This is a genomic window from Achromobacter sp. ACM05 (genome assembly GCF_019218915.1).
Classification (GTDB): Bacteria; Pseudomonadota; Gammaproteobacteria; order Burkholderiales; family Burkholderiaceae_B; genus Achromobacter; species Achromobacter animicus.
In genome coordinates this window covers 1-14,760 of sequence record NZ_JAHUWQ010000002.1, presented here as the reverse complement: position 1 = coordinate 14,760, position 14,760 = coordinate 1, and the positions used below count along the sequence as shown (strand labels likewise).

General features: G+C 65.0%; 9 protein-coding genes. 6 read left to right on the top strand and 3 right to left on the bottom strand.

The genetic code is table 11. The features are described 5' to 3' along the window. Positions 1-99 precede the first annotated feature (99 nt). From leuB to leuC, 3 genes are read right to left on the bottom strand one after another with little or no spacing between them, the layout of a single operon-like run. Positions 100-1,176, bottom strand: coding sequence for a 3-isopropylmalate dehydrogenase (gene leuB / locus KW836_RS10925; protein WP_175123995.1), 1,077 nt, complete (start codon positions 1,174-1,176; stop codon positions 100-102). A 29-nt stretch (positions 1,177-1,205) separates the two neighbouring features. After that, positions 1,206-1,856: a 3-isopropylmalate dehydratase small subunit gene (leuD, locus tag KW836_RS10920; RefSeq protein WP_218343324.1), complete on the bottom strand. Its 651-nt coding sequence runs from the start codon at positions 1,854-1,856 to the stop codon at positions 1,206-1,208. A gap of 23 nt (positions 1,857-1,879) precedes the next feature. After that, complete coding sequence (leuC, locus tag KW836_RS10915) at positions 1,880-3,283, bottom strand: 3-isopropylmalate dehydratase large subunit (RefSeq protein WP_218343323.1); 1,404 nt, start codon at positions 3,281-3,283, stop codon at positions 1,880-1,882. 530 nt (positions 3,284-3,813) lie between these two features. Here leuC and KW836_RS10910 point away from each other — a divergent pair. The 6 genes from KW836_RS10910 to KW836_RS10885 form a co-directional block, all read left to right on the top strand. Beyond that, entirely contained in the window at positions 3,814-5,319 is a 1,506-nt protein-coding gene (locus tag KW836_RS10910; RefSeq protein ID WP_218343322.1) for a TolC family outer membrane protein, read from the top strand. A gap of 24 nt (positions 5,320-5,343) precedes the next feature. Then, positions 5,344-5,556: a hypothetical protein gene (locus KW836_RS10905; protein ID WP_105238190.1), complete on the top strand. Its 213-nt coding sequence runs from the start codon at positions 5,344-5,346 to the stop codon at positions 5,554-5,556. Continuing rightward, on the top strand, positions 5,540-7,705 hold the full coding sequence (locus KW836_RS10900) for a type I secretion system permease/ATPase (RefSeq protein ID WP_370633017.1): 2,166 nt from the start codon (positions 5,540-5,542) through the stop codon (positions 7,703-7,705). The genes KW836_RS10905 and KW836_RS10900 overlap by 17 nt, the downstream gene beginning before the upstream one ends. Positions 7,706-7,712: 7 nt before the next feature. Beyond that, positions 7,713-9,134, top strand: a complete 1,422-nt coding sequence (locus KW836_RS10895) for an HlyD family type I secretion periplasmic adaptor subunit (protein WP_175123990.1) — start codon at positions 7,713-7,715, stop codon at positions 9,132-9,134. A 19-nt stretch (positions 9,135-9,153) separates the two neighbouring features. Then, on the top strand, positions 9,154-9,810 hold the full coding sequence (locus KW836_RS10890; RefSeq protein WP_175138570.1) for a response regulator transcription factor: 657 nt from the start codon (positions 9,154-9,156) through the stop codon (positions 9,808-9,810). An 84-nt stretch (positions 9,811-9,894) separates the two neighbouring features. After that, positions 9,895-14,760 (top strand): retention module-containing protein (locus tag KW836_RS10885; protein ID WP_218343321.1); only part of this gene is annotated, 4,866 nt, incomplete at its 3' end.

Here is a 14,760-nt window from a genome sequence, read left to right as displayed (position 1 = left end):
GGCCACCCGCCGGGCGGCCCCTCTGTATATATACCGCTGCACGCTTTTAACGCAGCGCGCGTTGGTCAGGACCGCCTCGCAGCAGTCCAACGCGAGGGATCAGCCCAGGGCCTTCAGGACGGCGTCGCCCATGCCGGCGGTGCTGACCTTCGTCGTGCCAGGCTCGAAGATGTCGGCGGTACGCAGGCCGCTGGCCAGCACGCTGCGCACAGCCGCTTCAATGCGATCCGCCTGCGGCGCCAGGTTCAACGAGTAGCGCAGCAACATGGCGGCCGACAGGATCGTCGCCAACGGGTTGGCGATGCCCTGTCCCGCGATGTCCGGCGCCGAACCGTGGCTGGGCTCGTACAGGCCCTGGCCGCTGGCATTCAACGAGGCCGAGGGCAGCATGCCGATCGAACCCGTCAGCATGGCCGCTTCATCGGAAAGGATGTCGCCGAACAGATTGCCGGTGACGATGACGTCGAACTGGCGCGGGTTGCGCACCAGCTGCATCGCCGCGTTGTCGACGTACATGTGCGACAGCTCCACGTCCGGGTACTCGCGCGCCACTTCGATCACGATGTCGCGCCAGAACTGCGAGGTCTCGAGCACGTTGGCCTTGTCGACGCTGCACAGCTTCTTGTTGCGCTTCTGCGCCGATTCGAAGCCGATGCGCGCGATGCGGCGCACTTCGGATTCGGCGTAGCGCATGGTGTCGTAGCCTTCGCGCTCGCCGGTGAAGGCGCCGTCCGGCGACGAACGCACGCCGCGCGGCGTGCCGAAATAGATGTCGCCGGTCAGTTCGCGGATGATCAGGATGTCCAGACCGGACACGATCTCAGGTTTGAGCGACGAGGCGCTGGCCAGTTCCGGATACAGGATGGCCGGACGCAGGTTGGCAAACAGGCCCAGCGCCTTGCGCAGGCCCAGAATGGCTTGTTCGGGACGGAACTCGCGCGGCAGCGTGTCGTACTTCCAGTCGCCAACCGCGCCGAACAGCACGGCGTGCGATTCCTTGGCCAGGTTCAGCGTGGCGGGCGGCAGCGGATGCTCGAACTTGTCGAAAGCGGCGCCACCGACCGGCTGCTCCTTGATGTCGAAGGGAACGTCCAGCGCCTTCAGGACGCGCACGGCCTGTTCGACGATTTCCGGGCCGATGCCGTCACCCGGCAAGACTGCGATGTTGTGGGTCATTGAAAAACGATCCTGTTTCGATGGTTTGATCAGGCGATGGGGCGGCTTTCGAGCCACGGATGACGGGCCAGGCGCTCGGCCTCGAAGGCGCGGATCTTGTCCGAATGGCGCAGCGTCAGGCCGATGTCGTCAAAGCCGTTCAAGAGGCAATACTTGCGGAAGGGTTCGATGTCGAAGCCCATGGCGCGGCCGTCCGCGGCAATCACGACCTGGCGGTCCAGATCAATGTTCAGCTTGTAGTTCGGGAACGCCTTCACTTCATCGAAGAGGCGCGCCACTTCCAGCTCGGACAGCACGATCGGCAAGAGGCCGTTCTTGAAGCTGTTGTTGAAGAAGATGTCGGCGTACGACGGCGCGATGATGGCGCGGAAACCGAACTGCGTCAGCGCCCAGGGCGCGTGCTCGCGGCTGGAGCCGCAACCGAAGTTCTTGCGGGCCAGCAGGACCGAGGCGCCCTGGTAGCGCGGCTGGTTCAGCACGAAATCCGGATTGAGCGGACGCTTGCTGTTGTCCATGCCCGGCTCGCCGTGATCCAGATAGCGCAGCTCGTCAAACAGGTTGGGGCCAAAGCCCGTGCGCTTGATGGACTTGAGGAACTGCTTGGGGATGATGAGGTCCGTGTCGACGTTTTCGCGGTCGAGCGGCGCCACCAGGCCTTCGTGAGTGGTAAATGCTTGCATGATGTCTACTCGGTGCTTGTCGCTTAACGGAACGTGCGGACGTCGACGAAATGGCCGGCGACGGCCGCGGCGGCGGCCATGGCCGGGCTGACCAGGTGCGTGCGGCCGCCCTGCCCTTGCCGGCCCTCGAAGTTGCGGTTCGAGGTCGAGGCGCAACGCTCGCCGGGTTCGAGGCGGTCGGCGTTCATGGCCAGGCACATCGAACAGCCCGGTTCGCGCCATTCAAAGCCGGCTTCGATGAAGATCTTGTCCAGGCCTTCGCGTTCGGCCTGTTGCTTCACCAGGCCCGAGCCCGGCACCACCATCGCCTGGCGCACATTGGACGCCACGCGCTTGCCGCGCGCCACGACGGCCGCGGCGCGCAGGTCTTCGATGCGCGAGTTCGTGCACGAACCGATGAACACGCGATCCACGCGGATGTCGGTCAGCGGAGTGTTGGGCTTCAAGCCCATGTATTCCAGCGCGCGCTCCATGCCGCTGCGGCGCACGTCGTCTTTTTCGCCGTCGGGGTCCGGCACACGGGAATCCACCGGCAGCACCATTTCGGGCGACGTGCCCCACGTGACCTGCGGCTTGATGTCGCGCGCGTTGACTTCAACCACGGTGTCGAACTTGGCGCCTTCGTCGGTGTGCAGCGTGCGCCAGTATTTGACGGCCTGGTCCCAGACGACGCCGGTGGGCGCGAACGGACGGCCGCGGAAATAGTCGATGGTCTTGTCGTCGACGGCGACCATGCCGGAACGGGCGCCAGCTTCGATCGCCATGTTGCAGACGGTCATGCGGCCTTCGACGGACAGCGCGCGGATCGTGCTGCCTGCAAATTCGATGGCGTGACCCGTGCCGCCGGCCGTGCCGATGATGCCGATGATGTGCAGCACCACGTCCTTGGCCGTACAGCCGAACGGCAGCTCGCCGTCGACCTTGATGAGCATGCTCTTGGCTTTCTTCATGAGCAGCGTCTGCGTGGCCAGCACGTGCTCGACTTCGGACGTGCCGATGCCGAAGGCCAGCGCGCCCAGCGCGCCGTGTGTGCTGGTGTGCGAGTCGCCACAGACCACGGTCATGCCCGGCAGGGTCGCGCCCTGCTCCGGTCCGATGACGTGGACGATGCCCTGGCGCAGGTCGTTCATGCGGAATTCGGTGATGCCGTACTTGCCGCAGTTGTCGTCCAGCGTGTCAACCTGCAAACGCGAGATCGGGTCGTCGATGCCCTGTGCACGGTTCATCGTGGGCACGTTGTGGTCAGCCACGGCCAGGTTGGCGCCGGTACGCCACGGCTTGCGGCCTGCCATCGTCAGCCCTTCGAACGCCTGCGGGCTGGTGACCTCATGCAGCAGGTGGCGGTCGATATAGAGCAGACAGGTGCCGTCTGATTCCTGGTGGACGATGTGGGCGTCCCAGAGTTTGTCGTAAAGGGTTTGGGCCATGGATGCGCTCTGCAAATAGACAATCCGGCTTGAGTCCGGCGCGATGGGTAAAACGCTTCCCTGCCGCGCCGGCTGCTGCGGCATGAAAAGGATTATGCCCAGCCACCAAACCTAGTACAAGCACACCTTATATACCAGTACCACCACTACCATGCTGACGGCGCTTCCCCGGCGAAAGCGACCGTCATGTCAACTTGTTGCATAACAAATAAACCACGCTCATATTTTTGAGACGGATACAAATTGGTAAACAAAATAGATACAGAACTCTCAAATAGATATAATCGCCACACGCTCCGAACGCTGTTACTTCGAAATAATACGTAATAATCCGTATTAATAGAAATAAGCCGCGTTAGGTTAAGCGATGTTCGTGCAAATTCGAAGAAGTAGTTAGATGTTGCGCGAAATTCACCTTATGGACCGCCAGCAATAATCCTCAAGAGTTAACAAATCTTGACTCGCCAAAGCTGACATTTACATACAACATGGCGGCCATTCAATCTCAACTTGACTCGCGAATAATCACTATGGCTTCGTTTTTGCTCAAAAGCACGACCTCGGTCCTTGCCCTTGCATTTGCCCCTGCCGTTTTTGCACAGTCCGCGACGCCCGTCGCTGCCGCACCCGCCGGGCAACCGCAAGTGACGTTGAATCAGATCGTTGAGCAGACCCTGCTCAGCAATCCCGAAATCCAGGCCAAGTACCACGACTTCCAGGCGTCCCTGGAAGGCCAGGCCGTCGCCCGCGCCGCCTACTTCCCGCAGATCAATGCGCAGGGTTACCTGGGCCGCGAATGGCGCAACAACGTGCCCGGCGTCGGCTCGCAGAGCTGGAACCGCCCCGGCTGGAGCGTCGAACTGCGCCAGCTGATTTTTGATGGCTTCCGCACCACCAACGACGTCAAGCAGGCCGGTTTCGACAAGCTGGCGCGCTTCTATGACGTGCTGGCCACCAGCGACAACACCGCCTTCACCGCCGTGCAGGCCTATATCGACCTGCAGCGTTATCGCGACATGGAGCTGCTGGCTCGCCAGAACTACTCGCTGCACGAAAGCACCCTCAAGCAGATCGGCGAGCGCACGGAATCCGGCGTGGGCCGGCGCGTCGACCTGGAACAGGCCGGCGGCCGTCTGTCGCTGGCCCAGACCAACCTGATGACCGAAACGGCCAACCTGCTGGACGTGCAACAGCGCTTCCAGCGCGTGACCGGCGCCTTCCCGCCTGAATCGATGCTGCCGGCGCCTGACATCGCCGACAAGCTGCCCAAGGCCCCGGGCAATTTCAACGAATCGCTGCGCCGCAACCCCAGCTTCCTGTCCAAGCAGGCGAGCCTGCAGGCCGCGCAGGCGGGCGTGCAGTCGTCCAAGGGCGCGTTCTCGCCGAAGTTTGAATTCGTGGCCAACACGGGCCGCGACCAGAACGATCCGACCCCGCAAAGCCGCGACATCCAGAGCTCCAGCGTCCAGGTCGTGATGAGCTACAACCTGTACCGCGGCGGCGCGGACTCCGCCCGCGTGCGCCAGACCGCCAACCAGTCCTACGCCGCCCGCGACATCCGCGACTACACCTGCCGCAACGTGCAGCAGGACCTGGCCGTGGCCTGGAACAACATCACCAGCCTGAACCAGAAGCTGCCCTTCCTGCGTGACCACGAGGTGGCCACGACCAAGGTGCGTGATGCGTACGCGCAACAGTTCCAGATTGGCCAGCGCTCTCTGCTGGACCTGCTGGACACGGAAAATGAACTGTTCGAATCGCGCCGTGCGCTGACCAATGCCATTTATGATCTGCGTCTTGCGCAGTACCGCTGGCTGGCCCTGTCCCACACCCTGCTGCCGGCGCTGGCGCTGCAACCCGCGCGCAATGAGATGCCCGAGGAAAACGGCAAGCTGGAAGTGTCGGACGAAGTGATCAAGCTGTGCAATTCGACCGTTCCGGATACCGCCCGACTGGCTCCCGTGCGCGTGCATTACAACGAAGGCACCCTGCCCCCCACGCTGGTGCCGGTGAACGCGCCTGCCGCCCGGCCCTGACCGGCGCAGCCGCAAGGAGGCCCGATGGCAAACAAGGGCAGTGATTTCTCGCAGTTGGACGCGGATTTTGTCCGCGTCCTTGAAGACTTAATTGACGCGTTGATCGCCAACGGCACCTTGCGGATGACAGACCTGCCTGTCCAGGCCCAGCAAAAGCTCACCCAGCGCAAGCAGCAGCGTGCGCGTCTCTCGGAACACCTCGACCTGTTGGATGACGAAGATGGACAAGTTATCTGAGAAGGCCGCCCGGGATTGGCGCGCTGATGCCCGCGCCGCGCACGACGATCCGCTGCTCGATTGCCTGGTGGAAATCACCCGCCTGCATGGCGTGACGGCCACCGCGCAAGCTTTGTCCTCGGGCCTGCCCCTCGAAGAACACCGCCTCACGCCCGCCCTGCTGCCCCGCGCGGCCGCGCGGGCGCAGCTTTCGGCGCGCGTGGTCAAGCGCACCCTGGATGACATCTCGCAGGACCTCCTGCCCGCCATCCTGCTGCTCAAGGGCGAACGCGCGTGCCTGCTGCTCAAGAAGGACGGCGGCAAATTCGTGGTCAGCCATCCTGAATTGGGCGGCAGCTCCTTCGACATGGACCCGGCCGAACTGGCCGAGCAGTACAGCGGCCTGGTGTGCTTCGTCCGCCCGCAATTCCGCTTTGACGCCCGCGCCCCGGAAGTCGCCAAGGTGCGCGAGCGCCACTGGTTCTGGGCGGCCATCATGGAGAACCGCCGGCTGTACCGCGACGCCCTCGTCGCGGCGCTGCTGATCAACGTGTTCGCCATGGCGATGCCGCTCTTCACCATGAACGTATACGACCGCGTGGTGCCGAACAACGCCGTCGAAACGCTGTGGGTGCTGGCCATCGGCATCACGCTGGTGGTGATCTTCAACATGATCCTGAGCACGGCGCGGTCCCATGTGGTGGACAGCGCCAGCAAACGGGTCGACGTGCGCCTGTCCGCGCAGATCATGGAACGCGTGCTGGACCTGCGGCTGGAAGGCCGTCCGGTCTCGGTCGGGTCCTTCGCGGCCAACCTGCGCTCGTTCGAATCCATTCGCGACTTCATCGCCTCGGCCACCATCACGACGCTGGTCGACCTGCCCTTCATCCTGCTGTTCCTGGCCGCCCTGGCCTGGATTTCACCGTGGATGATCCTGCCGCCGCTGGTCGCCATTGTGCTGATCCTGCTGGTGTCGCTGGCGGCGCAGGCGCGCATGGAAGCGCTGACGATGGCCTCGTTCCAGGCCTCGTCGCAACGCAACGCCACGCTCGTCGAAGCGCTGACCGGCCTGGAAGCCGTCAAGACGCTCAACGCCCAGGGCGCAATCCAGCGCAACTGGGAACGCGCCACCGAATTCATCGCGCAGACGGGCGGCAAGCTCAAGCTGATCTCGTCGTCCACGGTGGGCTTCGTGCAGGCGGTCCAGCAGCTCGTGTCGATTGCCGTCGTGATCATCGGCGTATATCTGGCCCAGGAATCGGCGCTGTCGATGGGCGGCATCATTGCCGCATCCATGATCGCCGGCCGCTGCCTTGCGCCGCTCGGTCAGGTCGCCGGCCTGCTGATGCAGTACCAGAACGCGCGCACGTCGCTCGGTTCCATCGACAACTACATGAAGATGCCGATCGAGCGTCCGGCCGAGGCAGAATTCCTGCATCGCCCCGTGTTCCACGGCGGCCTGGAGTTCCGCGACGTGACCTTCGCGTATCCCGGCAGCACGCAGCCGGTGCTCAAGAAGGTGTCGTTCAAGCTCAAGCCGGGCGAGAAGGTCGGCATTATCGGCCGCATCGGTTCTGGCAAGACGACGCTTGAAAAACTGGCGCTCGCCCTGTACCAGCCCACCGAAGGCGCCGTGCTGCTGGACGGCGTGGACGTGCGCCAGATCGACCCGGCCGACGTGCGCCGGGCCATCGGCCACGTTCCGCAGGATCCCCTGCTGTTTTACGGCAGCCTCAAGCACAACCTGGCGATGGGCGCGCCCTACGCCGACGACGCCAGCATTCTGGCGGCGGCCAACATGGCCGGCGTGACCGAGTTCGCCAACCTGCACCCCAATGGTTTCGACATGATCATCGGCGAGCGCGGCGAATCGCTCTCCGGCGGCCAGCGCCAGTCAGTGGCCGTGGCCCGCGCACTGATCAACGATCCGCCGATCCTGCTGCTGGACGAGCCCAGCAGCAACATGGACCACCAGAGCGAGGCCCAGCTTCGGAAGCGCCTGGGCGAGGCCAGCGCGACCAAGACGATCCTGCTGGTGACGCACCGCACCGCGCTCCTTGAACTGGTCGACCGCCTTATCGTGATCGACAACGGCCATATCGTGGCCGACGGTCCGAAGGAACAAGTTGTCGAAGCCCTGCGTCAAGGACGCGTTGGACGCGGAAGCTGAGAAGACCATGCTGAACAATCCTGGAGCCCCCAAGCACGGTTTCTTTGGCAACCTGCTGCGCGCCCCGCGCAACCTTTTCGTCTTCTTCTTCGATCGCATCCTGGACGGCGCCGACAAAGGCAAACCCGTCCAGCGGTCCGACTACATCGGCAACGCCGAATGGGTCATCCACGAGTCCCAGGCCCGCGGTTCGCGCATCCTGCTGTGGACCTCGCTGCTGGCCACCATGGGTCTGCTCGTCTGGGCGGGCTTTGGCAGCATCGACGAAGTGGTCCGCGGCGAAGGCAAGGTCGTGCCGTCCCGCCAGGTGCAGATCATCCAGAGCCTGGACGGCGGTATCGTCCAGGAGATCCTGGTCCGCCCCGGCCAGGAAGTCGAGGCCGGCGAGATCCTGCTGAAGATCGACTCCACCCGCTTCACCTCGTCGCTGGGCGAGAACAATGCGGAGTATCTATCGCTGCTGGCCAAGTCCGCCCGCCTGAAAGCGCTGGCCACGGGCGAGCCCTTCGTCACGCCTGAGGAAGTGCTCAAGCAGGCGCCCGGCCTGGGCGAAATGGAACGCAACGCCTGGCAGGCACGCAACACCGAGCTGAACGCCACCGTCAACGTGGCCCGCGAACAGCTCAAGCAACGCCAGGAAGACCTGCGCGAAACCATCGCCAAGCGCGACCAGGCCTCGGCAAGCTGCGGCCTGACCTCGCGCGAGCTGCAGGTGACCCGGCCGCTGCTCAAGAGCGGCGCCGTGTCCGAGGTCGACCTCCTGCGCCTGCAACGCGATGTCGCCCGGTATTGCGGGGAGCAGAAAGGCGCCGAGGCGCAGATCGACCGCTTCCAGGCCTCCATCAAGGAAGCCGAAAGCAAGATCCAGGAAGCCGAGCTGAACATCCGCAACCAGGCCCGCAGCGAACTGTCTGAAACCAACACCAAGCTGGCGACGCTGCGCGAAGGCAAGGCCGCACTGGTCGACCGCGTCAAGCTGGCCGAAGTGCGCGCCCCGGTGCGCGGCACCGTCAAGACCCTGTTCAACAACACGGTCGGCGGCGTGGTGCAGCCGGGCAAGGACATCATCGAGATCGTCCCCAAGGACGACACGCTGCTGCTCGAAGTGCGCATCCAGCCGCGCGACATCGGTTTCCTGCACGCGGACCAGAAGGCCGAGGTCAAGTTCACGGCCTACGACTTCGCGATCTACGGCGGCCTGGAAGGCCGGGTGGAACAGATCGGCGCGGACACCGTGACCGACGAGAAAGGCAATTCCTACTACGTCGTGCGCGTGCGCACGGACCGCAGCACCGTAGGCGACAAGCTGTTGCCCATCATCCCCGGGATGGTGGCAGAGGTTCATATCCTGACAGGCAAGCGCACGGTGCTCCAGTACCTGCTCAAGCCCATTCTGCGGGCGAAGTCGAACGCCTTCACCGAACGTTAATGGAGAGCTTCAAGGCCTTATGAAACCCATTCCCGTCCTGTTGATTACGCACGACGACCTGCTCTGGCAGCACTGGCGCGCGCTTGACCCGGCGCGCTGGATGGCAGCCCGCGGGCGAGGCCTGGCGGATCTGCAACGCTGGCGAGAACAAGGCCGTACGCTGGCGGTGCTGGATGCCGACGTGCCCAAGCTCCCCTCCTGGCACGATCCAGCCTGGACGCCGACGCTGGCCGGCCTGCATGTCGTGGTCGCCAGCGCCAGCCCCAACGACGAGCAAGGCACGCAGGCGCTGGGCGCCGGGGCGCACGGCTACTGCCACAGCTATGCGCAGCCCGCCGCGATGGCGCAGGCGCTGGAAGTCGTCGCCTCCGGCGGCATCTGGATGGGACGCTCACTGGTGTCCCGCCTGCTCAAGCTTGTCACCGAGCGCGCGCAGGACGCGCACGCCTGGGACGGCGGCCGGCTGACCGAGCGCGAAATCACCGTCGCGCGCTACGCCGCCAGCGGCCAGGCCAACGCCCAGATCGCCGAGGCGCTGGGCATCACGGAACGCACCGTCAAGGCGCATCTGTCGGCGGTATTCGACAAGCTCGGCGTCACCGACCGCCTGCAGCTTGCGCTGCTGGTCCACGGCATTTCCGCCCCGACTGACGCGCGCAGCAAAATCACTGCGTGAACCTGTCCTCAAGGACAATATCCGCCGGCATCGGCGACCCGTAGTATCTGGCCATCTTGGATAACTCCCTGAAACGGAACCAACATGGCCAACTCCTCTCCCGCAGTCGTCAACGAAATCTCCGGTCGCGCGTGGATACGCAATAGCGACGGTTCCCTGACCGAACTGCATCAAGGCAGCAAAGTCCCGGCCGGCAGCGACATCGTCACTGCCTCGGGCGCCACGGTTTCGCTTCAGGTTGAAAACGGCATGCCGATCGTGATCGGCGAAGGCCGCGAAGTCGCCGTCAACGGCGACATGACCGGCCCGCTGGCCGATCCGACGGAAGCCGCCGTCGCGCCGCCCTCGGGCACCGATTCCGACCGCCTGCTGGCCGCCCTGCAAGCCGGCCGCGACCCGTTCGACGAGTTGGATCCCACGGCCGCGGTCGTGGCCGGCGGCGGCGAAGCCGGCGGCAGCAGCTTCGTCCGCCTGGCCCGCATCCTGGAAACCACCAGCCCGCTGGACCTGGCCTACCCGAACCCGGCGCGCGGCGACGATACGCTGCCGCGCGTGTCGGGCGCTGCGCTGACCGGCGATGACGGCGACGCCGCCGCCACGCCCACGACGCCGACCACGCCCGCCAACAACGCGCCCAACGCGCTCGACGACGCTGGCGCCGGCAACCAGGGCGCGCAAGTGCGCGGCAACCTGCTCGCCAACGACTCCGATCCCGACGGCGATCCCCTGGCGATCACCTCTATCAACGGCCGTCCGATGATTCCGGGCGGCATTTCCGTGCTGGGTTCCACGGGCGGCACCTTCGTAGTCCAGCCCGATGGCAGCTACGTCTTCACTCCGGGTAGCCAGTATGACTACCTGGCCTCGGGCGAAACCGCGACCAGCACCATTTCGTACACCATCACCGACCCGAGCGGCGCGACCTCCACCGCGACCGTCGTCGTGACCATCACCGGCACCAACGACGGCCCGGTGTCGTCCGCGCTGACCAACCAGTCCGGCGTCGACGCCCAGACCGACGTGCGCTACGACGTGTCGGACCGCTTCTCCGACACGGACACCAGCGACACGCTGACCTTCTCGGCCACCGGCCTGCCGCCGGGCCTGACCATCGACCCGAACACCGGCATCATCACCGGCACGATCGATCATTCCGCCTCGCAAGGCGGCAACAACGGCGTGTACACCGTGGTGGTGACCGCGACGGATCCGTCCGGCGCCTCGACCTCGCAGGAATTCCAGTGGGACGTGACCAACCCGGCCCCGACCGCGGTGGCCGATAGCGGCACGACCGACGAAGACACGTCGCTCACGGTCACCGCGCAGAACGGCGTGCTGGCCAACGACACCGATCCGGACGGCGACACGCTGACCGTGTCGCAAGTGAACGGCAATGCGGCCAACGTGGGCACGGCGATCACCGGCTCCAATGGCGGCACCTTCACGCTGAACGCCGACGGTTCGTACAGCTTCAATCCGGGTTCAGCGTTCCAGAACCTGGCGGCCGGCGAGACCGCGTCCAGCTCGATCACCTACACGGTTTCCGACGGCCAGGGCGGCACCAGCACCGCGACGCTGACGGTTGAAATCACCGGCACCAACGACGCGCCCACGGTGACGCCGCTGGAAAACCGCAACAACATGGACGGCGACACCGTCGAATACGACCTGTCCGGCTTCTTCAAGGATGTCGACAACGGCGATGTGCTGACGTATTCGGTCGATCACGTCCCGGGCGGCCTGACGTTCGACGAAACCACCGGCACGTTCACCGGCAAGTTCGCCAACTGGGCCTCGGACCACACCAACACGGGCGTCAAGGGCGAGTACCTCATCACCGTCACGGCCACCGACAAGTCCGGCGCCTCGGTCTCGCAGACCTTCCTCTGGAAGGTGGGCAACCCCGAGCCGACCGCCGTCGCAGACACCAACACCACGACCGAGGACAACGTCCTGGTGGTCGAGCACCGCACCGAAGGCGTGCTGGGCAACGACACCGATCCGGATGGCGATCCGCTGCACGTTTCCGAAGTCAATGGCGCGGCGGCGGGCGTGGGATCGGCCGTCACCGGCTCGAACGGAGGCACGTTCACGCTGAACGCCGACGGCACCTACACGTTCAATCCGGGCGCCGCCTTCCAGAATTTGGGCGCTGGCCAGACGGCCACGACCTCGATCACCTACACGGTGTCGGACTTCCAGGGCGCCAGCTCGACCGCCACGCTGACCATCACCGTCACCGGCACCAACGACGCGCCGATCCTGACCCCGGGCGTGACCCTGGACAACCAGGCCAGCAACGACAGCGACGTCGTGGTGGATCTGGACATCTCCAAGCAGTTCCAGGACGTCGACACGGGCGACAAGCTGTCCTACTCGGCCAATGGCCTGCCTCCCGGCCTGAAGCTGGATACGGCCACTGGCCTGATCACTGGCACGATCGACTCGTCGGCCTCGCAAGGCGGCAACAACGGCGTCTACACCGTCATCATCACGGCCACCGACTCGCTCGGCGCCACGGTCAGCCAGGCCTTCCAGTGGGACGTAAAGAACCCGGCCCCGACCGCCGCCGACGATGCCGGCAAGACCGACGAAGACACCTCGTTGACCGTCACCGCCCAGAACGGCGTGCTGTCCAACGACACCGATGCCGACGGCGACAAGCTGCAGGTCTCGGCCGTCAACGGCCAAGCGGCCGGCGTGGGCACGGCAGTTGCCGGCTCCGACGGCGGCAGCTTCACGCTGAACGCCGACGGTTCGTACACGTTCAATCCCGGTTCGGACTTCCAGAACCTGGGCGACAAGGCCACCGCCACCACCTCGATCACCTACACCGTGACCGATGCCGACGGCGCGACCTCCACCGCCACGCTCACCGTCACGGTCACCGGCACCAACGACACGCCAATCCTGACCCCGGGCGTGACCCTGGACAACCAGGCCAGCAACGACAGCGACGTCGTGGTGGATCTGGACATCTCCAAGCAGTTCCAGGACGTCGACACCGGCGACAAGCTGTCCTATTCGGCTAACGGCCTGCCCCCCGGCCTGAAGCTGGATCCGGCCACTGGCCTGATCACCGGCAAGATCGACTCGTCGGCCTCGCAAGGCGGCAACAACGGCGTCTACACCGTCATCATCACGGCCACCGACTCGCTCGGCGCCACGGTCAGCCAGACCTTCCAGTGGGACGTGAAGAACCCGGCCCCGACCGCCGCCGACGATGCCGGCAAGACCGACGAAGACACCTCGCTGACCGTCACCGCCCAGAACGGCGTGCTGTCCAACGACACCGATGCCGACGGCGACAAGCTGCAGGTCTCGGCCGTCAACGGCCAGTCGGCCGGCGTGGGCACGGCAGTTGCCGGCTCCGACGGCGGCAGCTTCACGCTGAACGCCGACGGTTCGTACACGTTCAATCCCGGTTCGGACTTCCAGAACCTGGGCGACAAGGCCACCGCCACCACCTCGATCACCTACACCGTGACCGACGCCGACGGCGCGACCTCCACCGCCACGCTCACCGTCACGGTCACCGGCACGAACGACACGCCGATCCTGACCCCGGGCGTGACTCTGGACAACCAGGCCAGCAACGACAGCGACGTCGTGGTCGACCTGGATATTTCCAAGCAATTCAAGGACGTCGACACCGGCGACAAGCTGTCCTATTCGGCCAACGGCCTGCCCCCCGGCTTGAAGCTGGATCCGGCCACTGGCCTGATCACCGGCAAGATCGACTCGTCGGCCTCGCAAGGCGGCAACAACGGCGTCTACACCGTCGTCATCACGGCCACCGACTCGCTCGGCGCCACGGTCAGCCAGACCTTCCAGTGGGACGTAAAGAACCCGGCCCCGACCGCCGCCGACGATGCCGGCAAGACCGATGAAGATTCGTCGCTGACCGTCACGGCGCAGAATGGCGTGCTGTCCAATGACAGCGATGCCGACGGCGACGCGCTGCACGTTTCGGCCGTCAACGGCCAGGCGGCCGGCGTGGGCACGGCGATCGCCGGCTCCAACGGCGGCAGCTTCACGCTGAACGCCGACGGTTCGTACAGCTTCAATCCTGGCCCCGACTTCCAGGCGCTGAACGACGGCGAAACGAAGGAAACGTCGATCACCTACACCGTGACCGACAAGGACGGCGCCAGCAGCACCGCCACCCTGACCGTCACGGTCACGGGCCAGACCGACGGTCCTCCGGTGGTTACCCCTGTTGATTCCGACGGCGACGTCACCAGCGCGCACAACAGCGTGGTGGAAGGCTCCGGCGCGACGGTCACCGGCTCGGTTGGCGTGTCGGCGGAAGCCGGCATTGCAACCGTCACCGTGGCTGGCCGCGATGTGACGGGCGCATCTGTCGCGAACCCGGTCGTCATCACGACCGACAAGGGCGTGCTGACGGTCACGGGCTACAACGCTGCGACCGGTGTCATCTCCTACTCGTATAAGGAAACCGGCGGCGCCGACGATCACTCGGCGGGCGACGACTCGGTTCGCGACAGCTTCACGGTCAGCGTCACCGACCTGGCCGGCAAAACCACGAGCAACGATCTGGTCGTCCAGATCGTTGATACGGCGCCGGTTGCCAAGAACGACGCGGCTTCGGTTGCCGAAGACACTGCTACCCCGATCACCGGCAACGTTCTGACTAACGACACGCTGGGTGCGGACGCTAGCACCGTCACGATCACGACGACGGATGCCAAGTACGGCAAGCTCGTGGATAACGGCGACGGCACCTGGTCCTACCAGCTGAACAACAGCCTGCCGGCTGTGCAGGCGCTCAACAACGGCCAGACGCTGACCGAAACCATCCACTACACCATCACCGACGCGGACGGCGACAAGAGCGAAGCGGTGCTGACCATCACGATCAACGGCCAAACCGACGGTCCTCCGGTCGTCACCCCGGTTGATAGCGACGGCAACGTCACCAGCGCGCAC